At 61.6% G+C, this 23449-nt stretch carries 8 protein-coding genes; all 8 read right to left on the bottom strand.

The window, feature by feature from the left end; genetic code table 11:
* Positions 1-63 precede the first annotated feature (63 nt).
* A complete protein-coding gene (locus J3R75_RS18060; protein WP_307264653.1) occupies positions 64-10650 on the bottom strand; it encodes an Ig-like domain-containing protein in 10587 nt (3528 codons plus the stop codon).
* Between the two features lie 47 nt (positions 10651-10697).
* On the bottom strand, positions 10698-10847 hold the full coding sequence (locus tag J3R75_RS18055) for a hypothetical protein (protein ID WP_307264650.1): 150 nt from the start codon (positions 10845-10847) through the stop codon (positions 10698-10700).
* A gap of 745 nt (positions 10848-11592) precedes the next feature.
* Positions 11593-15957, bottom strand: a complete 4365-nt coding sequence (locus J3R75_RS18050; RefSeq protein ID WP_307264648.1) for a glycoside hydrolase family 2 protein — start codon at positions 15955-15957, stop codon at positions 11593-11595.
* A gap of 48 nt (positions 15958-16005) precedes the next feature.
* Entirely contained in the window at positions 16006-16518 is a 513-nt protein-coding gene (locus J3R75_RS18045; RefSeq protein ID WP_307264646.1) for a pyridoxamine 5'-phosphate oxidase family protein, read from the bottom strand.
* The gene (locus tag J3R75_RS18040) at positions 16515-19499 is read right to left on the bottom strand and encodes a LamG-like jellyroll fold domain-containing protein (protein ID WP_307264644.1); all 2985 of its coding nucleotides are present in this window, start codon (positions 19497-19499) and stop codon (positions 16515-16517) included. The genes J3R75_RS18045 and J3R75_RS18040 overlap by 4 nt, the downstream gene beginning before the upstream one ends.
* 513 nt (positions 19500-20012) lie before the next feature.
* Positions 20013-21830, bottom strand: coding sequence for a protein kinase domain-containing protein (locus J3R75_RS18035; protein ID WP_307264641.1), 1818 nt, complete (start codon positions 21828-21830; stop codon positions 20013-20015).
* An 89-nt stretch (positions 21831-21919) separates the two neighbouring features.
* A complete protein-coding gene (locus J3R75_RS18030; RefSeq protein WP_307264638.1) occupies positions 21920-22603 on the bottom strand; it encodes a type II secretion system protein in 684 nt (227 codons plus the stop codon).
* A 245-nt stretch (positions 22604-22848) separates the two neighbouring features.
* On the bottom strand, positions 22849-23448 hold the full coding sequence (gene pdxT, locus J3R75_RS18025) for a pyridoxal 5'-phosphate synthase glutaminase subunit PdxT (protein ID WP_307264636.1): 600 nt from the start codon (positions 23446-23448) through the stop codon (positions 22849-22851).
* Between the last annotated feature and the right edge of the window lies 1 nt (position 23449).

Below are 23449 nucleotides of genomic sequence, written 5' to 3'. Positions count from 1 at the left end.
GCTGTTTGCGTCGGAAAACCCGTCGTCGTTTATTTGGGGCGCTGGGCGTTTTATCTCCTGTCGCTATTCGGCGGTGTGGAAAATCCAGTGTGCGTAGCCGGGGATGACATTGTTGCAGCGGGTAAATCGGCCCTGTTGCCAGCGCCAGACGACCCAGTCGGGCGGCAGCTCGGTGGCGGTGGTGTTAGTGTAGACGACCCAGCGATGGGCGGGGATGTCGGCGGGGGCATCGGCAGCGATGAAGGCGCCGCGGATAGCCACGGCGTTGGCGGTGCTAGGATCGGCGCAGAAAACCCACAACGGCGCGTTCAAAGGCAGCTGGCCGTTGTCGATAACGACCTGTTTGGGCATGATTTTGTGTCGCGGCATGCCTGCGATGGCCTGCGTTGTTGCCGGCACGAGATAGGAAAGGGGCAGCTGGATGGCATTCCAGCCTTGTTCCCAGACGAAACCGGCGTTCAGGGCGTCGAAGGTGAACTGCCATTCACTGCTAGCGTTGCCGGTGCCGGGGAGACCTGACTGCAGTTTATGGAGGGCGGCGAGATTGAGAGTCAGCTTTAAGGCGCTGTCGTCAAGGATTTGTGGTTTGATGTTGCCGATGGTGAACTCGCTGTCGGAGATGCGGCTGATAATCAGGTCCGGCAGTGGCAGGTCATTGGCAAGGACGGTTAGGACGCTGGTGGTGAGCTCGGCGCTGACGATGGGCGCGGAGAAGGAGATGGTCAAAGCGTCTGCTGAAGCCGGCGAGGTAATAAGGTTGCTGATAGCGGCTGTGAACGGCTCGGCGTCAATGTCGATGGCGAAGATGGCGGGAGGCGAGACGTTGCCGGCGAGGTCGGTATGAATCGCCTGAATGGCGTATTGCCCTGCCTCGCGATAGGGCAAGGTGATGACGATTGCGGGGGCGGTGCCAAGTGGCAGCGCCTTGGTCAGCAGCGGCGTGAAGTCGCCGGCAGTGCCGATGTGGCCGCTCAGGGAGAGGGTTGACGGTATTTCGCTAGGTGTTACGTGCAGGCTGAGGTTTTCCTGCGGGGGCAGGTAGGTCAGGCCGTCTTCGGCGGAGACGCCGTAGTCCGGCGTGATGCGCAACGGGGTTGGGGCTGGCGGCGGCGTGTTGTCAATGACCATGCGGTGGGTTATGGCATTGCTGTTACCGGCCCGATCGGTGCAGGTGATAGTCACATCATGGCTGCCCTCGGCAAGCGGCAGCTGCTCGGCCAAGGTGAAGTCGTCGCCATTGTTGACGTGGACGACATCGCCGGCGCTGGTGCTGCTGATGGCAATCTGCAGGTGTTTTTCCGGCAACTCAGCCTGGATGGCCAATGGCGTGTCGGCGGGGAGCATGGTGATGAAGTCGTTGGGCACGCCGCTGTCCGGGGCGATGGCGAGATTCTGTGGTGGCAATGGCGGCGTGTTGTCGATAACCAGATCGATGAGATTGTCGCAACTGTTGCCAGCGGCATCGCGGAATTGGAGATTGAGCTGGTAGCTGCCTTCGGGCAGAGTGAAGGGGATGGCGACCTGCGGGTCGGCATCGGCTGCCAGCGCGGTTGCGGTCGTGATGGCGATGGGCACTTGCGAGCTGAGCTTGGTGTAGAAGAGTTGATAGGAACAGGGCAGTTCCGGGGCGGTGCCGCTGATGGTCAGCGTGGCGTCGGCTGGCAGTTGGGTGATGCCGTCGGTGGCGGAGGCGCCGCTGTCAGGGGCGAGCACGAGGTCGTCGCAGGGGGCAGGGGGAATGCTGTCCAGACTCCAGCTGATGCTGGCTTCGCCGACGCAGGGCGTGCCGCGGATGTCCTTGACGCTGGTGGCATCAAAACGGAGAGTGAGAAGACGGTTTTCGGCAGGAATCTGGCCGACGTTTTGGATATGGAACAGCGTGGCGTCGCTGGCGTCGGCGACAATGGTGATGAATTCCGGGAGCGGCTCCGGCGCGCCATTGGCCAGTAGGGTGCAGGCCGCGGTGCTTACTGTCGTCGGATTGATATGACCGCTGAAGCGGAGTCTCGCCGTGAAATCATCGCTCATGCCGGCGATTGGCGCAGTTCGTTCCATGCTGAGGAGACGTGGCGCGGGCGGTTCGGGGTTCGCTGAGCCATCGCCGTGCCTGAGCCAGAGTAGCTGTCGGCCGTCCCAGCCGGCGAAGCCCTGGCGGTCGCTGATGCCGGCACACTGAATGGTGAGAATGTAGAAACCGTCGCTGTTGGTGAAGGTCGCCAAGCCGCTGATAATGGTGCTGAGCTTGGTCGGATCGGCTGGGTCGACGGCGAAGTTGAGGGTGGCGGCGAGTTGTTCGCTGGGAATGAGCGCGCCTTCCCGGCGCAGGGTGATGTCGTCGCTGTTGAAGGTGGTGATATCAACGGGGGTGGTAAAGGTGACGGTGATGCGGTCGATATCGCCGGTGATAAGGTAGTCGGTGACTGTTTCGGCGTTGCTGCTAATGGCGTCGATGGTATCGATTTCCAGGCGTTCGTCGGGCATTTTGACGAGGGCGATAGAGTAGCTGTAGGTGCCTGCTTCGAGATAGTCGAGCAGGTGAAGCCGATTATCATTGACCGGGTCGAGGCCATCTCTGAGCGTCAGATCGCTGAGCCAGCAGTTGCGGACGGGCAGTTCGATGCCGCTGGCGACGCCATTGCCTTGGCGTGTGACGCTGGCCAGTTCGTAAGCGCGTCTGCCGGGTAGGCGGCCGAGATTGCCCGGGTCGGGCATGGCGAGATAATGCCAGCCGGGCACGAGCGCTTCTACCTCGAAGACATAGCGGCTACTGGTGTCGTCTTCCTGGAGCGTTGCCGCACTGGTGATGCGGTGATTGATGGTCAGCACGGGCTCGCTGTGGGCGTCGTCGGCAAACCAGAGCGTATCCGGCGCGTCGTCAAAGTCCATGATGTCATTAACCAAGAAGGCGGTTGTTTGGCCATCAAGACTGCTACAGTTATGAATGAGCTCGTGGATGGCGATATTGTCGATGAGGCTGAGTTCGGGGTTGCCCAGGCTATTGAGATGGCTGTAACGCGCTTCCATGCCGACGAAATGGCCGAGGAGTGACGACGTCAGCCACCACTGTGCCAGGCCCGTGCTCTTGGGAGCGATGTCACCGAGATTGATTTGACCGACGGGCGCGTGGTTGGGAATGCCATTGAGCAGACATGCCGTGGTCTGGTAGTCCCAGAGGGCGAAGTCAATCAACAGGCCCTTGCTGTTCTCAATGATCTGCGGCTGACCGGAATCCATGCGGACATTGCGGGCGGTGCCGTAGCCGTCGTTGTAGATCAGCGCGGAGAGTTCGGCGGGCCAGGATGGTTCGACGATGTTTTCGGTCAGGGGATCGTCCCCAAGGATGTCTCGTTCCAGGAAATAGTGCAGTTGCAGGCTGGGGCTGGGATTGACCGTGAGAGTGCAGGGGATGAGTGGCACCGTAGCGACACTGTCCGAGAAGGGATTGAGGTAAGTGAGCATGCCGCCAAAGTTATAGCTAGTGGGTGTAAGCGGCGCCGCTGCGCGTTCGGGAATGAAGCGGATGACTGCGGTGCCGCTGTTGTCGGCGGCGAGGGTGCCGGTGCCGTCAACGGCGTTGATGGCGGTGAAACGGTCGGTCAGATAGTCGATGGCAAAGAGGTGCGTGCAGTCTTCGCCGGCGGCATTGGTGATTTTGGGGTGCAGGCCGATCGCCGTAATGGGTTTTGTGAGGTGGCCGTTGTGAAGGGTGAGGGTGCCCTCAAAGGCCTCACGAGTCATCGCAAGTTGCTGTTTGATCTCGAGGGTGACACTGGCGCAGACGCTGCCGGAATCCTGGATTGTGTCCAGTGCAAGCTGATATTGGGCCATGAGCATGGTTTCGGTGTTAGGATAGCCGTATTCGCGGGCCTTGGCCTCGCAGAGCTTGATGTCGTCGTTGAGTTCCGCCAGGCGCTGCGCGTTGATGACGGCCTCGCCATTCTGGTCCACGGCGGCGGGGTCGTCGCCTTCAGCGAGACTTAGCCAGTACGCCATGCTGCGATTCCAGCGGGCGACAAAGGCTGACAACTGGGCCATGGTGATATTTTCGGGCAGCACGGCCAGGAGCTCCGGGGTGTTGGCGGCGACCAGGGGTGCGCTGCCGTCGGGTTGTTCTGGCGCCAGGGATTTGAAGGCTTTGGCAAAGGCGAGGTACTGCGTCATTTCGCAGTTCAGCCATTCAGTATCGCCGTAGAGCTCAACCAGGATGGCGGCGTGGTCCTGTTGTTGACGGTAGCCCCAGCCGACCTTTTCTTGCATGACCAGGACCCAGCTCGGCGCAGTATCCTCGCGTAGGGACGCGTGGCGAGTGTCGCTGCCGGCACCGCCGCCGTCGCTGCCGCCACCGCTTCCGGCGCTGCCGCCGCCATCGCATGCTTCCGCGAAGCCCTTGCCGCAGCTGAGGGCATTGGCTAGGTTGCCCAATCCGGGCACGAATCCCAGGCCAGTCAGACCTACGTCCGCTGCGGCGCTGGCGGCACTTTTTTTGCCGGCGATGGCATCGAGCACGCTGTTGATGGCGTCAACGACGCTAGCGGCATTGCCGATGACGGGAACAAAGGACAGCGCGCATTTGGCGGCGGCGATGGCGAGATCATCCAGGCATTCATTGCAGTTCGTCGGTACCGAAGCCGCTGAGCTGGGGCCGAAGGAGCCGATGGGCATGCCGGGGTGGGCGCCCAGGCCGGGGTCACCGTCAATCTGGAAATCAACTTCGGGGGCTATACCTTCGCACTTGTTGAGTGCGACATTGGTTGCGGCGGCGACGACCATTTTTTCGTCTTGGCATTCGTAGCTGTAGATAGTTTTTTGGGTCGTGGTGCATTCGCCGCCGCGGGTCGTGGGGTGATGTCGGGAGACGACGACGGGCACGACCACGGATTGTTTGGCGAGCAGGTTGATGCCTTCACGGGGGAATGCGTACGCGAAGGTGAATTCGCTGGTGTCGTCGATACTGAAGCCGACGTCAAGGGCGGTGATCAGGCCTTCATTGACGAGGATGGCGCTGATATGGCGGGTTTCGCCGGGGACCATGCTGATGAAATCGCTGGGCATGATGGTCTTGACCACTGGCACGGGGACGTTGGTCTCGTAATGAATAGTGAGGGTGATTTCATATTCGTCGGCGATGTCGGTGGGCACGACATTCCAGCTGTAACTGATGGCCTGGAATTGGAGGTAAGCGGTGATGGCGGCGGTGGCGCCAGGGGCGATGTCGACTAGTTGTTCGTTGCTGCTGTGCTTTTCGCAGCTAGTGAGCACCAGGCATTTGCCGACGGGAAGGTCGTTGATGGTGCAGATGCCGCTATCGCCAGTAGTCCTCGTAGCCAGAATTTCGCCGGTGTAGGGATTTTTGACGGTGACGGTGGCGTTTTTGAGGAGGGGCTTGTCGTCGGTGAAGAAGCTGTATTCGTCGCAGGCGGTCACCTGCAGGGCGCCTTTGTCGGCGGAAACGGCGGTGATTCGGAAAGGCAGGATAATGGGCTCGGAGACATTTTCGGCGCTGATGGCGATGGTACCGCTGAGGGGCATGCCGAGGGGGGCGCTGTCATCACCACAGAGTTCGAGGACGATGGTGGCGCTGCCGCCAGCGGGGATAGCGGCGATGCTTGGGCCGGCGGGCAGTTTTAGCCAACTGACTGCAGGAGTGCTGATGCTGACGCGGCCGGTGTCAGCAGCGCCTTTATTGCTTAGCACAACCTCATAGTGGCGTGCCACGCCGATCTGCATGGTGGTGTCGATGCTGACGGGGGCGATGTCAAGGCGGGCGTTTTGGTTGATGACGTGGAGGTAGGCAGGGATATTGAGGACAACGCCTTCACTGGAACTGATGCGCAGGTCCAGGCGTTCGTAGTTGATCTGTGGTGATGGCGATGCCGCGGTGATGTCGTAGTTGACGGTGACCGAGCCTTGTCCGGGAATACTGTCGGGCAGATCCATGGCGGTCATGGCGATTCCGGCGCGGGCATTGATGAGAACGGCATTGAGGCCCTTGAGGGCTGTAGTGCTCTGGTTTTTGAGCACGAAGCTGAAGCTGCGGGGCGTGCCAGTGACCAAGTCCCAGCGCAAGTAATCCACGTCGCCTGCTTCATAGGTCAGCCCGAGGATATCAAGGCTATGCTGCGCGGGGCTGATTTCGGTTCCCGGGTAGCAGGCCATGACGGTGACCAGGCCGCGTTCGCCAAGCATGGGGGTGAAAACGGCGTTGAAGCGGCCGTCGGCATCGCTGGTAACGGGCAAGCTGCGGAGGAAGGCTCCGTTTTGGCAGCGGATGTCCACGGCGGCGTAGGGCACGGGGGTGTCGTCGGTTAGTGACCGCTGGACCTTGCCGCTGAGGGTGAGGCTCTGGTTCGGGAGGATGCTCGCCTGCGGCGGGGCGTCCAGCAGCGGCAGGTAGGAAGGCCTGAGCGTGAAAGCGCCTGAGAAAAGCTGGTTGTTGTGGCTGTTGAGTTCACGGAGGGCATTTGTGTGGTTGACGACGGCGACGAAGCGCCAGTCGTCGGCGACGCCAAGGCCGCCCAAGGGCACCTCGAGAGTGACTGTGATGTCCTGTCCTGGAGCCAGTGGCTGGTCGGCGGTCACGGCAATGCTGCTCTCCAGGAGCAGCGTGTTTGTAGAAGTGACGCTGTTCCGTGACGCGTGGATGGCCAGGGGAACACGCAGGCCGGTTGGGGTGGCCAGGCTACCGACGTTGCGGATGGTGACGGCCAGCGGGAAAAGATCACTGCTGGTGAGTTCGGTCGTGGGCGTGGTGATTGCGGCGACTGTGTAATCGGGGAAAGGCAGGTCGCTGGTCATGACCCAGGCAGAGCCCGGCGCATACCCTGTGGCGTCGGCGTAGACGGCGACGATGCGGCTGCCGTCATCGCGGCCGTCGGCGCAGGCGAGAACATCGACGTTGCTGCTGCTTTGGCCGGCGGGAATGACGAAGAGGGCGATGCCGGGTTCGGCAGGGTTCTTCCACGGCAGTGCCTGGCCGTCCTGCCAGAACTGAATCTCGGTGCCGGCGTCGAGCTGGTGATCGCCGGCGATAACTGCTGAGAGCTCGACCGTGAGCGCCTGGTCGGCGGCGGCGGCGCCGCGGCGGCTGATGGTCATAGCCTGCGGGTAGGGCTGGGCGCTTTCGGGCAGAGTCGTGGGGGACATCGTCACCTGCAGCGTGGGGCTGTCGTCATCCCAGACAACAAGTTCGGCGGCGAGTGCGTCTTCGCTGTAACCGCTGAAGGGATTGTCATTGCAGTCGCAGCCTTCGGCGATGGCCAGTGTTCCGGAGATAATCACCTGGCGGCCGCGGCCGAGCTCGTTTTCCTGATCATCGTGGATGGCCTCATCTATGACATCGTTGTCCAGGACAGTGATGGGGAAGGTCGTGTGGTCTTGGCCAGCGGGGATGAGTACGGGTTCGGCGGGTAGGATGATGGTTTTGTCATCACTGCAGCTGAGGGTAATTGCCAAGGTGCTGTTGGCGCCTGCGGCATTATTTTCCGGCAGCAGACGGCGGAGGATGCCGATGATGGCGTTGTTGCCGGCGTTCTCGGTTATTTCGGTGGGTGCCAGAACAATGTCGACGCCGATGGCGATGGGCGTGTAGCTGGCGGTGATGCTGCTATTGCGGTTGGCCGTGATAGTCACTGTTTGTTCGGCGGGAGCGGTCCAACCTTCAACTGCGGCGAATTCGACGTTGTACTGGCCTTCGTTGGGGCTGAGTGTGTGTCTGCTGTCGTACCAGTCGTCGGTGCCCTTGAGGCGCCATTGGCCGCTGATGCCCGAGGGGGCCAGGAAGCAGTTAAGGGTGCCTTGAGCGATGCGGGTGAAGGTTTTGCTCAAGGTGACGGCATCGCCGGGTGCAATGGTCAGTTCGTGGCTGGCGGGTGCAGTCCAATCGCCCTCGGTGTCGTAACTCACTTGGTAGCTGCCTGCATCCAGTACGTGAGCATTGGCGCCGGGCTCGCCCGGAACAAAGGCATAGCTGTCATTGCCGATGCGGCAGCGCATGGGTGGCAGTTCGACGCCGTCGGGCAAGACCGCCGGGTCGGTACTGAAATCAAGGGTGATGCTGCCGGTGCGGACGAATTCGGCCGTGAGCGCCAGCGGGCTGTCCACGACGCGGATTTTGCGGGTGGGGGCGGTGGCGCCGTCGGACCAGCTTTTGAAGCGCAGCGCGCCTGGAGTGCGTGCCTCAATGGTCAGAACGCTGCCGGCGGGGAAGGTCCCCTCGCTGAACAACGAGCCATCGTCTTCATTGAGGATGCCGGCCTGGGCGCCCCAGCCTTCCTGGCCCTCGGCGATACCAATTTGCACCAGGTAGCTGGCAAGGAAGTCGATCTGGATCTCGGCATGATCGTCGATGGTGATAGTGAAGCTGAGTTCGCCAGCGTGTGCTGGGGCGTCATTGATGAGCCAGTGGACGACGGTATTTGGCGCGTTTGGCGTGGCTGTGATGGTGAGCTGGCTGCCGAGGGGGAGTCGTTGGCCGGCCTGCAATTCTGACAGGGACATGGCCTGCCCGTCCTGGTCACTGACTTGGATTTGGCCCAGTTGGGCGTCGCTGGCTTGGGCGAAAGCAACCCTGACGAGGGCGCTTTTTTGGAAGAGTGCGGTGCAAGCAAAAGCGTAGTCGTCCACTGCCAGGGCCTGCCAATCGAGGGTGATGTTGCGTGACAGTGCGCGCGATTCATCGGGATCAATCTTGTCGTTGCCATTGTCGTCCCAGCCGAGAAATTCGGCCAGCGGTGATTCGGGGGTGGCCGTGAGAGTGACTTGCACGGTGGGATTGTCGTCGCTGATATCAATGCTGCCGGCGCCGTTGACGCTGCCCCCGCCGGGCAGCCAGGAATTATCGGCATCGCGATACAGTGCCTCGGCGAAGACGTGGATAACCCGGGTGAAGTGAGCGGTGTAGACTTTGTCACGATCTGCCACGGCGCACACGATGGGGCGGTTTTGGGGCAGCACGGGATTAGTGACATCGTCGTCATCCCAGCGGACGAAGCGCCAGCCCCCAGTCCTGTTTTGCGGGAGCAGCACGACTTCGGTGCCAAGCCTGTAGGTCTCATTGCCGCCTTGGACAAGGATGTCGTCATGTGCCGGTACGGTTTGGGTGCTGATAGTGGCACCTTCGCTGAAGGTGGCGGTGTAGGTATTGGCAGTGGCACCGGCTGTTTCCGGGTCGGCGATGGTGATGATGCGGGTTTGGGCGCTGACGTCGTCCAGCCAGTGATCAAACAGGAAATGCTTGTTGGCCTGGGCGGCAATGGTGACATTGTCGCCGATGAGGAATGAGAACTGCGAGCCGTCGCTGCCGTTGGCGCTGAGGCTGCCGGCGTTGGCCGGCTCGCAGCGGAGAGTCAGCGTTTCGTTGTCGTGACCAAGTTTGCAGCCGGCGATGGCGACTGCGTGGCCTTCGCTGGAACTGCCCGGAATGTAGAACCCTATTTTGCACTGTCCTGGCGGGAGGCTGTCTTCAAGGAGCATCCAGCCATTGGCGAGCGGGGTTGAGGTAAAAGCGAGGAATTGGTTTTCTCCGTCGCAGGTGACGATGATGGCGGTGGATTGTTGCCCGTCGCCGCCGCTTTCACGCATGTTGAAGGACAGCTTAGTCCTGCCGGCAAGGGTGAAGGACGCTGTGAATTCGGAAAATTGCCCGGGGAACAGGAGGCCCGAGCTGACGGCCATGCCGGTTGTACCATCGGCGAGGGTCGTCTGCAGGGGATACCAAGGCGCATCGCCGCTGGTCAGGACGTCGACGCCGGCGGGAGCGGCGGTGAAGGCGTTGCGCAGTTCGTCGATCTTGACCAAGCGTCGGCTGGCGATGACGCTGCAGGGCCGCAGAACGCCGGCGATATCCCGGAAAGCTCTGGCCTCGAGAAGGGTGGAGGTGGTAATGGTCACGGGGGCTGTTGACGCGCTTCCGGCCGCTGGGGCAGTGCCATCGGTGGTGTACCTGAAGACGCAATCCTCCTCAACGCTGAGCGCGATGGCAAGACTGTCCGTGAAGCAGTCCGGGTTCTCAGTCGGCTCGCCTTCGCTGCGAACGATATCCGGTGGTGGGACGATGGGGTAGGCAATTGGCAGGTAGCGTCGCGCGGCCGAATAGCTGTGTTCAATGCGATAGGCCCAGGTCGCTTGCGGGTTCGGCGCAGAGGCATCGGCATCGCTAGGGTAATAAACGATGCAACGGGCATTGACGTGGGGTAGCTGTGCCGGTGCCTGGCCACGGAAGAAGAGCGCGGTGACAAAGTCGCAGTCGCGGAAATACTGGTCGAGTTGGTCGGCGGCAAAACTGATAAGCGGCGGGAAGCTGACGCTTAGGACAAAGGGGGCGGCCCCGAACAAATCCGGGGCGATGGCGGTAATTGGGTGCCCTTCGGGGTCTTGGTCGGGAATGATGATATCCACCGAGTACAAGAGGCTCTCGTTGCTGACCGTGGCCGTGCCTGTAGTGGGATTGACTTCGTACTGGAAGATAGCTCCGGGATCGTCGGCGCGGCGGGCAGGGGTGGCGCTGGGCTGCACGAGCTGGGCGGGGGGAGTGGCCTTTGCTGGCACATCCTGGTCTTGTGCCGCCAAGGGGAATGACGGCAGAACTCCAAAAATCATGCAGAAACACCAGAAAAACACACGCATCCAAGTACCGGCATTTGTACGCATCATGCTCCTCCATTCCTTTGTCCCTTAATCCGTCTTTATGCACGTTGCTATCAGCGAGATGTCACTGAATAACGGACTCGCACGTACTTGATGGTGTTCCCGTTCTTCCGCTTGATGACCTTGCTAACGTAGCGCAAGAAGTTGCTAATGTCATCAAGAGAAATGACGACTTGTCGGCGGGTGAGTAGTCGGTCAGTCATTGATAACCGGCTCGCCTGCGCCTTTTGTTTTCAGCGCCAAAGGGCGACCTATAAAACAGCAAGGAATGTGCAAGGAACAAGACGGTAAGACGTTATATCGGGTTCCATTGCCTCTTTGGCCCCAGTCGGCCTCGCCGACTGGGGCCAAAGAGGCCGAGGAACCCGAGCTATAATGGCGCGTTACCCAGGGCGACGCTCCGCCTTCGGCGTCGCTTGCCCTGGGTTATCATAGATCGCGCTTTCAGCGCTCAAATACCACCGGGATGACGGTATGCGGCGGACGATCAAAAAGGCCGCAGGGACAACAAATATCAATGACTGACCGATTGCGGTGGGTGAGTAGTCGGTCAGCGATTGAGAATAGCCAGCTGCCGGCGCCGCCTCTTTACTGGCGGAACACTGGGCGTTTTTATGGACACCATGGACACTATGGACACTATCCTGGCCGCCGCCAGTCAGTCCCCGGAGTCCCCGTAGTCCACAACCGGTCCTCGGCGTCCAAGGCGTCATTCCCCATGGTCCAGAAAGTCCCCATAGTCCAATCCATGGGATCATGCCTCATGAGTCCGTGAGTCCTCGCTCCAGTACGCGCAGTCGCCAAGGCGTCCCCACGGTCCCAGTGGTCCTCTGGTACCGGTCATTATCAATGGCTGACCGATTACTTGGGTGGGGACGCAAACGGGGAGTGGCTGAAGATAGTCCAGCCGCTCCCCGTTGCTTAAGCAGTGCTTATTGGCGGGTGGTATTACCAGCGCATGGTTGCGTAGGGGTCGTCGCGGAGACGGCGTGTGTCGCTGTAGCAGTCGGTTTCGCGGCGGCTGTCAGCGTTGGCGGATTTTTCCAGAGCGTCGGCCCAACTGCGGCCGCATTGGACGTCGAGATTGCCGAGGACAGTGGTGATCAGGCGCTCGGTTTTGACGCGGCTGAAGACCAGGTCGGGGCGCTGTTCGGCGTCGAAATCCGCCGGGGTGGCTGCCAGCCAGACGATGTGGCCTTTGCCGACGGGTATGGTGGCCAGCACGCCGCTGTCATTGCGCCAGCCCTTGGTAGGGACGGTGTTGACGACGGTGCATTCCAGTTTCAGGCGCCAGCGGATGGCTGCGGGAGAGACGCCGTGGAAGGTCGTGGGTGTCGCGCCATGCAGGCGATTGAGCCAGTGGGTTTCGCGGCTGACGCTGAACGCGTCGCCGACGGCGGCGCTAAGCGCCTGGCCTTCGGCGAGAGTGAGGCCGACGGCGAGGACTCTGCCGCCGCGCGTCAGGTAGTCGGCCAGGGCATTGCCGTGCTGCTCCAGCCAGGCGGCGGCGCCGCGCGGGATGACCAGCACGTGTCCGGGGCCGGCATCGGCCAGGGCGGGCGCGGCGCTGTTCACAGACAGGGCCGACAGTGGGGCATCGGCACAAGGTGCGACGAGTTGCGTGGTGGCTGCGGTGAAGGCGCGTGTGGGCTGGTCGAGATCGCCGACGATGTTATGCAGCAGCGTATAGACGACGGGATCTTTGCCGGCGCGGTCGCTGACGTCCAGGAGGCAGAAGACCATGCGGCCCATGCCCTCGTGGTTTTCCCACAGGGCGCTGTAGCGCAGATCGAAGCCGGTGTCGACGATGGGGCTGAAGCCGGCGACGTGGGGCATTTCGACGATGGTTGAGGCGACGACGCCGGACTGCGAGCAGCGCCAGGTGCGTTTGGGGCGCTGATCGTCGGTGAGACTCTTGGGTGGGCCGTCAAGCGGTCCGAGGGTGGTCTGGCCGCGCCAGTCGGCGAGGTCGTCATTGCTGATGTCACGGAGGAATGGGTGGTCGCCCTGGCGCACCCAGACTTGGCGGACGCCGGGCGTGAAAGCGCGCAGACCGAAACGGGCGTTCATGGTCTCGGCTGTTTGTTCGAGGACCAGTACCTGCAGGCCCTTGCGGACGCGTTCGGCGAGGCCGGCGAGCGCCGCGTCGGCGGTCTGGGCGTCGTCAAGCGCGCCGCAGCCGACGACCAGCACGCGTGCTGAGGCTGGTAGAGCGGCCACGTCGTTGATGGCGGGCAGTACGTAACCCAGGCGGGCGAAGGCCGCCGTGCTCTTGCCGGTGGGATCGTAGATGGCCCACTGCGCCAGGTTGCGTTGCGCGGCGCGGGCGGCGGGTGGATAGACCTGCAAGGTCATGGGCTTGACTGGCACGTCGTCGTCGCCGGCAAGGACTTTGGCGGTGATGCTGATGACGCTGCGGGCCGTCACGGTCGGCGCCGCGAAACGGATCTGCAGGTGTGAGGTCTCTGCCGGGGGAATGTCCAGCGTAGCGCTGTCGCTGGCGAAGACCTTGCCGTCCCGGGATGCCTGCCAGCTGACTTGGAAGGACTGGGCTTGGCGGCGGTCGTTGATGACGATAAGGGATTTCCCGATGGTCTCGCCACTGCGGAAGGCGTGGTCCTGGGTGTACCAGAGATCGTCCGGTCCGCCGAGGTAGGCAAAGAGCGGGGCGATGAGCGTGGGATAAACTTTGCCGCGCCGGGTCGGCGCGTAGTACTCCATTTCTTCGGGTCGGCCGAGGTCGAAGAGCGAACGAATTTCGCCGCCGCCACCACCGTCGTACACCCACTCGTCAGCGGATATGCCGGGGCGCTGCAGGGCGGCCCAGTCGGTGTCGAGGGGCAGATTGGGGGGCGTCTGGCGGAAGACGCTGCCGGGATTGGGCTTGATCAGCCGTCGCCAGGCATTTTCCCAGGCATTGACGCCGCCGGAGATGCCCCAGGTGCGCCAGGCGGGCAGGGTCTCTTCGTAGTAACGCGTCGCCGCTTCATCCAGGATGGGCGGGTAGTTGTTGCAGAAGTAGCCGTAGGACGAATTCCACTTGCGTTCCTTGGGGCGCCAGCACCAGCTGAGGTAATCGACGTAGTCTGCTTCTTCGAGCTCGTAGCTCTTTTCGCCGAGGGCGATGGCGCCATATTCAGTCATGACGGGCTCGTTGGCCCACCAGACGGACGGATCGCGCATCTGGAAATCGCCGGGGTAGGGCGTGGCCTGTTCGGCCATGTAGAGGGGCTTGTCGCCTTGGGTAGCCCAGACGCGCAGCCATTCGCGGTGGTCCTGAATTTCCGGCCAGCCGAGGTAGTTGTTGAGATTGTAGATGTCGCCAGTTTTGCCGCATGCGTGGTTGTAGGTGTGGCGGGTTGGGTCGATGGACCGCACGAAGGCGTTGGAGGTGAGCATGGCCTCTTCTCGGAGGGCGGCGAGGGTGCCGGGCTCGAAGTCCATTTTGCCGTCGAGCAGGAGCGGGTTTTGGTCTTGTGCGTAGCACTGCATGTTCATGTTCATACGCCACAGCACCAGCGACGGGTGATTGAGGTGCTCGTTGACGCAGGCGCTGGCCAGTTTCGTCCACTGCTTCCAAATGGCTGGCTCGTCCAGGCGGCGATAGATCGAATTGACCGCCGCTGGCGTGATGGCGGCGAGCATGCCGAGTTCGTCGCAGGCTTCGAGGAAGGGCCGGTTGGCGGGGAACAGGCCGGGAGTGTCGATGCCGGCGACATAGACGAAAGTGTAGCCGGCGGCCTTGGCGCCCTCGAGCCAGTGGCGGATGGCCTCGGGGGTGTGCCAGTTGCCTTTGCGCGTCCAGTAGGAGCAGGACGCGAGGTTGATCTTGACACCGTTGAGGTAGAAGTATTTGCCGCGGATGACGAAGTCGCGGAAGCCGAAACGCTGCGGCAGACTCTGGTCGAGTACGGCGTCGCCGCGAAGGAGTGTGATGGTGAGCGTGTAGAGCTTGGGATTATCGATGTCCCACAATTCTACGTCGGACCACTGCGTTTCAGCAACGATTTCGCTGGCAGCTGCGGGCGCGTTGCCGGTGAAAGACTTGACGACACGATCGCCGTCACGGATGTCGCAGCGCCAACTGAGGTCGGCGGCGCTGAGGTCGGTGGCGGTGATGATGGGTGCCTGGACGCGGAGGCGGTGGTCGGCGACGGTGGTGACGATGCGGCAGGGGCCTAGGCGGGTACCGGTTGGTTCAGCCTCCAGGAAGACATCGCCGAGGATGCCGGCGGCGCTTAGCCGCTGCGCCCAGACTTTGTTTGGCTTGGTAAAAAGGTCCGGCATGACGCGCCAGCTGTTGCGCGCTTCGACGAGCACGGCGATGCTGGCAGTCTTGCCGAATTCGGCCCACGGGGTGATATCGACGCTGCCGCCCATGAAGGGCACGGCGCCGGCGTCGTGGCCGTTGCAATAGACGCGGGCATCGGTGGCGACGCGGTCGAGGCGGACGCTGACGTGGCGGCCGGACCAGTCGGCGGGGATGCTGACGTCGCGGCGGTACCAGGCGAAGCGCAGGTCATTGGCCTTGCTGCGAGCGGGATCGTCGTCATGCCAATAGACGCGACCGTACCAGGAGCCGGGGACCTTGCTGAAGCCCCAGGCGTCGTCGGCAGGCAAGGCGATGCCGGGCGAGGGGAGGTGTTCGACCTGGACGATGCGGAGATTGTCCAGCCAAAATTGGCCTTTGAGGCCGGAGGTGGAGCCGTGGTTGCGGGGAATGAGGATTTTGACGCCGGGAGAATCTTTTGGCAGCATGAATTCGCATTCGATGGTTTGCCAGGCGGCCTTGGGGGCGATGGTGGATCCGGCGGTGGTGTGGAAGGTGTAATCGCGGGAGTCCTGTACCTCGATGTGGACATCGCCGCGTTCCATTTCAGACCAGACGTCAACGCGAGCGACGAGTTTGACACCGGTGGGTATGCCCGGAATGATGCGGGTGACGTGGTAGAAGTTGGTTGCTGGCGGCACCTCGAGGTCGATACGGGTACTGGCTTCGCCGTGGGTTTTGCGGCTGCTGTCGCGACTGCCGGTGACGGTCGCGTTAGTCATGCTGGTGATGTCCCAGCTGGTGTCGGGGGCGCCGTCCTCGCTGTAGAAGGGGGTGATTTTTTCGACGGGCTGGAGTCGCGGTTCGGAGCGGAATTGCCAGAGGCCGTTGATGCAGATTTTGCTGCGGGTGTCGGAGTGTTGCTGCCAGGCTTTGGCGCTGTCCCACTCGGCGTAGGCGCCGGGCGGCAGCGGCGGCGTGGTGGCGACGAGGCCGTGGGTAGCGACAATGGTCAAGATGGCCAGACACAGACATTTGTACATGATTTCCTCCTGGGTGGTGGTGCTTGTATGACTTTCACAACGACGTGTTTAGCAAGCACTTGGTGGCGTTGGCAGCTGTTTGCCCTTGAGGTCGTCGACGATCATTTTGAGCATGACCATCTTGCCAATGAGATGCGGCGGGTAGGCAAAATCGGTGATGTCAGGCGCAAAACGGCGCATGAAGACATTCAGGGCGGCTTTCTGCTCGGCCTGGTCGCTGATGATGCTGATGGTGCCGCTGGCGACGACGGACTGGAAGTGGGTCGTCCACAAGCAGTTATCCGGCGGCGTCGGGACGATGAGCTTGACGCCGGTTTCGACCATGAAACAGCCACGCGGATTGGCGCGGAGACAGTCGATTTTGCGGCCGGCGGGGGCGCTGTGGAAGAAGAAGACATCTCGGCCATTTTCTTCGACCCAGGTGTAATTGAGGGCGACGACGTAGGGTTCGTTGCCGTCGCAGAGCGCGAGGTGGCCGTATTCGCAGGCATTGAGGATAGCGGCGAGATGCTGGCGGTCGTGGATTTGCCGTTTGTGCCGGCGCATGGGATGGTTGCTCATGGCTGTGCGTCCTCGGGGGGCAGGAGTTCGAAAAGTGCGGTTTGGCCGTGGGGTAGAGGAAAACTGATGCTGGCTGTTGGGGGGTGGACGGTGCCGTCGATGAGGTTTCGCCACCCGCGGGGCTTGGGCAGCGTGATGGACTTCGGGGCGTCGTCGCGGCTGTGGAGCATGACGAAGCGCGCATTGGCCTGGAAGACGTCGTTACTGCGGCTGTAGACATGGATGGCGAGCAGGTCGCAGAGTGCGCGTAGAAATTCGGCACTGGGTGGCACCAGGCAGTACACGCTGCGGCCCCAGGGGAGCTCCTTGCTGGCGGCGACGACGGCACCGGTCCCTGCGAGGCGCGCCAGCGGGGTGGCGGCGGCGTCATTCACGGCGAAAGCAGGCGTCAGCGCGGGGCAGCGCTTGAGCTGGCGGAGCGGATCGCCGGGCCAGCCGCCGGCGGCATCAAGCCAGTCGACGCTGGCGTCCTGGCCGAGTTCCTGGCGGGTGAAGCTGATGCCGGTGAGTTCGGCCATGGTTTGGCAGTCATTGCCGGTGGGGCTGAGGTAGCCTGGGGCGTAGAACCACAGGGCGGTGGCGCCGTCGCGGGCGAGGCGGTCGTGGATGGCCTGGCGGCGTTCGGGGGTGATGTAAAAGGCGTTGAGGAAGATATAGAGCTTGTAGCGGGGCAGGGCCGGGTGGGCGATGTCGTCAAGCAGGTAGCAGTCGCTGGGCGCGCCCAGGCGTGCCAGTTCCGTGAAGGCGTCGCGGCTGTAGTTGCGCAACCGAGGCTGCGTGGAGTTGAGGTAGTGCAGGCTGAGTTCATCGGAGAAGACGGCGATGTCGGCGACGGAACGGCGCGGCTGGTCAATCAGTTCGCGGTCGAGACGGGCCATGGCGCTGACGTCGTTCATGATGCGTTCGGTGTGGAAGGACGCGTTGCCTGAAAGCAGGAACCACCAGAGGTAGGTGCCTTTGGTCAGTGAATGGCCGAAACTGCGCCAGAGAATGGCGGCGGTTTCGTCGGGGCTGGTGGCTTTGTGTGATTCATTGCCGTCGGCCAGGTGGGTGCGGATGTCGGCTTCGTCCCAGTAGAGCTTGTTGTGCAACTGCAGGCTGGCGGTTGGGGCGACGATGAAATCGCCTTCCTGGCCGCCGCGGCGGCGGTCGTAGGCGGTGGGCGCGCAGAGGAAGTCCAGTTCGGGGTCTGCAAGCACTTTGTGCAGGTTCTGGAAGCCGAGATTGTCGAGGCGCTGCCAGGTGTTTCCAGCCAGATAATGCGCATAGCCGTAGAAAGTGCCAACGAGCTTGCGGGTAGTCAGACCGGCGCGGACGGCACGGACCGCGCGGCCGATGGCCGCGCTGGTGACGTCGCTCATGAAGAGCCGGTAGTCGGTGACGGCCTGCGTGGCGCGGACATCGCGGAAGACGCCGTCTTCGCTGGCATTGCGCAGGTCTGGTGAGGGCACGGTGGCGTTTGCCAGGGTCACGGCGGGATTACGCCAGGCGCGTTGCAGGGCATCGTCCGTACCGTATTTGCCCATGAGCCAGCGGCGGAAGACGGCGGTGTTGGCGGGCGAATAATCCTGCAGGCCTTTTTCGTAGTTCCACCAGAACCACTCGGAGGTGCCGCCGCCGGCGGGGAGGTAGCCGATGATGTGCTTGGCCAGGGGCGATTGCTCAAGGTGCCTGACGACGTCGGTGAGCATGCCGCAGGCGTCATTGAGCCAGCGTTCGGAGCTCATGGCGGGCTGCTGGGAGCGCGCGCCGCGCTCGTTGACGGACAGCTCCTCGGGGTAGCGTTCAAGCCACCAGTTGGGGACGTTCATCTTGATGCGGACGATGATGCGGGCGTTGGGGTTGCCGGCCGTCATGGCGCGCAGGCGGTCTTCGATTCTGGCAAAGTCGTACTCGCCTGGCGCGAGCCACCAGCCGCTGCAGTTATCCCCCCATTTCATCCAGGGGAAGAAGATATCGCTGACGGTATCGACGCCGGCAGCGGCGAAGTCCCGGCAGGCCATAGTCACGCCGTGGTTGTCGGTGCTGCACTGGGGCATCAGGCACATCATGGACTCAACGACGCCATCTCGCGCCGCCATGGGCACGCCGTGCTGCCGGACGATGCTCATGCTCGGCGACTGGGCGCTGACGGACGGCGGCGGCGGATTGGCTTCGTAGGCCTTGACGATGGCCAGCTTGCGCGCGAAGGTCGGGTCGAATTCGGCCTTGAACTGCTCGCTGGGGTCTTGGAAACGGATCTTGCCGGCACTGTATTTGCCCTTGCTGTCAGCAACGAGCTGCTTGATCTGGGCACTGTCGAGCGCCTGCGGGTAGAGCCTGAGATCGTCCAGCAAACCATTGAGGACAAAGGCATTGGCGCCGCCGGATGCCTCGCCGCAGCCGATGCGCATAAGGGTGTCCTGGATCAGCAGCGCGTCGTGTGGGGTGCGGCCTTCCAGGCGGCATTCGCCGTTGATGTAAAGTGCAATGTGACCGTGATTGAATACGGCGGCGACGTGCTCCCAGTGGTCTTCTCGCAGACGCGGGCAGTCCGCGAGAGGCACGCGGCGGTTTGGTGCAATGGCCAAGTCGTTGCCATTGCGCATGATGCCGTGCCACTTGCCGTCCTCATGGATGTAGGCGAATTCCGGCACTGCACCCCAGAAGCCGAATTTGAAGTCGACGCGCTGGGGGCTGTCGTTGCGTCGGGATTTGAAGACGACCTGGCGGTAGTCGTGTTGTTTTTGCGCTTTGAGCACGACCCAGGCACAGATGCTGAGCTCGTGGGGATTGAAGAGCGCCGGGGGCAGGTCCACTGAGGAGCCGTGGGGATTGGCTGCCGTGCAGAGCAGGACGTCGTGATCCGGTGCGAACAGCGCATGGCGCAGGCTCGGTGCAGAACGGCCCGACAGGTGGTAGAAAGGAGTGGCTGGTTGGGCAAACAACGACAGGCTTGTCAGTAAGACGACAGCGGCGCTACAGGTGCGGCAAAACGGCATGGCACGTCTCCTTAAGCAAAGGTGGCAGACCAAGGGGCGGACAACGCGCTGAATATAGCGCCACAATGCTGGCTTGGACGAGCGTAGAACGAGCTGATCCACCTGAAAAGGTAATAGTTCAGTCATTGCTAGCAGCCGGTCTTGCGGCCTTTTGTTTTCAGCGCCAAAGGCGCGGCCTAAGATAGCCCAGGGCAAGCGCCCGCAGGGCGCGCCGCCCTGGGTAGGAGCCCCACCCGAAATGAGCCATGAAAGGGCGACCTAAATAAATAGTGCCGGGCGCCATGGTCCAAGAAGGGAAAGCCGTTACCTGATTCCATTGCCTCTTTGGCCCCAGTCAGCGAAGCCGACTGGGGCCAAAGAGGCCGAGGAACACGAACATAGTCGCCGTTGTACCCAGGGCGGCGCTCCGCCTTCGGCGTCGCTTGCCCTGGGCTACGATGACAGCGCCACTTCATGGCGCTCGCCGCTTCGCGGCCAAGGATACCGGTGGCGCGCTAGGCTCTGCGGGTGGCGTTATTTTTGCGTGGCTTGTTTCAGGGGCGTGGGGACGATGTCCGTGCTTTCGCAGAAGGGGCAGATTTTCTGTTGTTGTTCAAATTTGGCGCATTCCTCGTCGGTCATGTGCCGGCGGATCCACGCTGGCAGTCCGAAAACGGCTTTGCATTTGCGGCAGGTGTATGATGGCGTGGTGTGTTCGCCGCAGGTAGGGCACTTGACATTGCGTAGGTCCAGGGTGCGGATTTCCTCGGTGTGGCCGTCAAGGCAGGTAAAGACTTGCAATGGCCCGCCTTGGAATTGGGTGGGGCGGAGGCGTTTCACGGCGCGGCGATAGCCGGCGTTGAAGGCAATACTGAGGATGATCAACGCGGCGATACCGGCGATGGCTGCCCGCAGCTGGGCTTTGCGGTCGTGACGCCAGTCGATTTTTTTGCTGGCGGCTGGTGCGGGTGATCCTGCCGGTGTGCGCATGGTAGGGATGCGGCCGGTGCTAGCGGCGGATGGAGCGTTCTTGCCATGGCGCAACGGTGCCGCGTCCAGGCCATCGGCAAAGCCGGCGTTGGGTGGTTTGGCGCCGATGGCCTCGGTGTTGTTGCCTGGCGTTGGTGGCGCGGCATTGCCCTCACCGAGGATTTTGTTGCCTTGGAAGAAGATTGTTTCCAGTTCCCGGAGGCGGGGCCTCACGTCGGGATCGACGTCGGTCATGCCATCTATGGTGACCGCCAGTGCCGGTGAGCATTTGCCCAGGTCGTTGTCGGAGAATTTGATGACGTTTTCATTGATGCGGCGTTTGATGTCAGTATCACTCGGGTGGCCAAGGAATGGGTTATTCCTGGTGATGCAGGTGTAGAGGAGTAGGCCAAGGGCGTAGATATCGCTGCGGGCGGTGAGCCAGCTGGCCTGGGCAAAGACCTCCGGGCTGGTATAGGCCGCTTCCGACCAGAAACAGAAGCCGCTGCTGTCAGGGGCTTCAAAGGGCGTTAGTAAACCGAATTCGCTGAGGATGTAGGTCTTGCTTTTGGGGTCGTAGAGGACATTTTCGGGCTTGATGTCAAAATGAATAACGCCGCACTTCTTGACGGCCATGAGCGCGCGGGTGAGCGACAGGCCGATCTTGATAATTTCGCCTTCCGGGAGGGGATGTTTGTCCAGCAAAGCGTATAGGTTTTCGCATGGGCCGATGTCGCTGGCCAGGTATCCATAGCCTTTCCAGGAGCCGGCGTCAATGACGCGGGCAAAATTTTCGCAGGACGCCTTTTTGAGTTTTTCGGCGTTGGTCATGAATTCGGTCATGAAGTCGGCGGCGGAGCTAATGGACTTGCGCAGCAACTTGACGGTCACGACCTTGTTGGCATTCTGCTGGTCTTTAGCCAGGACCATGACGGAATGCTGTCCGGCGCCAAGGATGCTGAGGTAGAGATAGCGGTTGGCGATGGCGGGGTTGGCTTTAAGCAACTCGGCGGTGTCGACCAGTCGGCGGAAGACCGTGCATTCGTCGTAGATGGCCCGTTGTAGCAGCTCAGCAGGGAAGGGCGTGATCATGCAGACATTGGCGCCGGCAATGCGGGCGCTGGTTGCCTGTACGGCGAGGTCTTCGGGGAGGACGACGAGGATGCGCAGGTTGGGATGTTTGTCCGCCGCTGCTGCACGCAGGGTCTTGGTGTGGAGGACGGCCTGCGGGTGGGTCAAAACGATAAGGGCGGGGCCAACCTCAAGCAGCTCTTTGTCCGGATACTGCTTGTAGTTGGAGATCACGGCATCCGGGTAATCCAGGGCAATCTGCTGCGAGTGCGGGCAGTCAGCGTCGCTCTTTTTAATCACCAGGATGATCATGGATTCAGTTCGACCTTAAGCGAAAACGGCACAAAGAAACCTCACGTTAAGCATGACCAGGAAAATGTGACAGCAAGACGTGGGCGTGATCAGCGGGTAGGGAAAGCTGTGCCGTCATTTTTTAGATTGATTTCGCCCTTGTGGTTGAGGGTCCAGAGATTGTTCATGTCTTTCTGGATGCCGACGTGGCCATCGGCGATAAAGGCGATGTTAATACGGTCGTCATTGTGGGCAGGGCCGCAATAATCGTAAATCACTGGCACCTTGATCTTGGTAGCGAGAATTTTAGCGAATTTTGGGTTGCTTGGATCGATCTTGTAGGGGCTGACGTTGTTGCCATGCCCGTTGTTGTCTTTGCCATTTTTCTCAATATCTTCGAAGGCCGTGCCATTCCAGATCATGTAGTCAGTCTTGCCGTTGAGGGCGGCTTCGTTGGGGACTTTTCCTACGGATAATGGGTTGCCTGGGCAGACAAAGACCTCTAGTTCATTGAGGTATTCGTAGATGGGGGTGAAATCGTCCAGGAAGCGGTAGGGCATGGGCAGCTGCCGGCGGTTGTCGTTTGAGTAGAGGATGGTCGCATGTGCCAGTTGCCGGAGGTTATTGCTGCAGTAGCTCTGCAAGGCGCGGTCACGACTGCCCTGTAAGGCGGGCAGGAGCATGGAAGAGAGAACGGCAATAATGGCAATGACGACCAGCAGCTCAATGAGGGTGAAATTGCGGCATGCTGTCGGCGGCCGGTGCTGAATGCGATGTGCTTTGATCGGTATCATCGTCCTCACTCGCTTGTTGTTGGATGGGGACACGTTTAGGCAGGAACTCAGCACGCTGACTCTTGTCATTTGTGGGGCTACTATAGAACGCTAAATATGCCTGTCAATAAAACAGTTCGCAGAATTGTTAAGCTGAAAAGGCTAGACAGTTTTTGTTCTTAAACGGGATTGTTCCAACAGGAAAATAAGAACCAAGCGCGTCGCGGGCCATGTTGCTGCGCAGCTCGCGACGCGCCTGGTCTAGACTAGGCGGTTTGCTGTTGGCAGCAATTTGCGTTGACTTGTGCGATCATGTTGATGAAATAGCTGTGCACTCTGAGGTCATCGGTCAATTCCGGGTGGAAGGCAGTCGCCAGCATATTCTGTTGGCGGGCGGCGACGACATGGCCGTCGACGGTGGCGAGCACGTGGGCTTTAGGGCCGACGCTGCTGATGAAAGGTGCGCGGATAAAGACCATGGGGTACGGCCCGATGCCGGCGATGTCGGTGGTGGTGCGGAAGCTGCCGAGCTGGCGACCGTAGGCGTTGCGGCGGACGGTGATGTCCATGAGGGCGAAGTAGGTCTTCTCGTTGTTTTCGGCGCGTTCGGCGAGGAGGATGAGGCCAGCGCAGGTGCTGAGGACGGGCATGCCGGCGGCGATGGCGTCACGGATGGGCGCGTAGAGCTCGAGCTCGCGCAGGAGCTTACCCATGACCGTGCTTTCGCCGCCGGGAAGGATGATGCCGTCGAGGCCGGCGTGGAAATCGGCACGTTGGCGTATTTCCACGCCGTTGGCGCCGAGTTTCCTGAGTGCCGCGAGGTGTTCAGCAAAGGCCCCTTGCAGTGCTAGGACGCCGATGTTCATG

The sequence above is a fragment of the Oligosphaera ethanolica genome, assembly GCF_030814695.1.
Taxonomy (GTDB): domain Bacteria; phylum Verrucomicrobiota; class Lentisphaeria; order Oligosphaerales; family Oligosphaeraceae; genus Oligosphaera; species Oligosphaera ethanolica.
The sequence above is the reverse complement of the archived record's forward strand: the minus strand, read 5'-3'. Positions and strand labels throughout refer to the sequence as shown.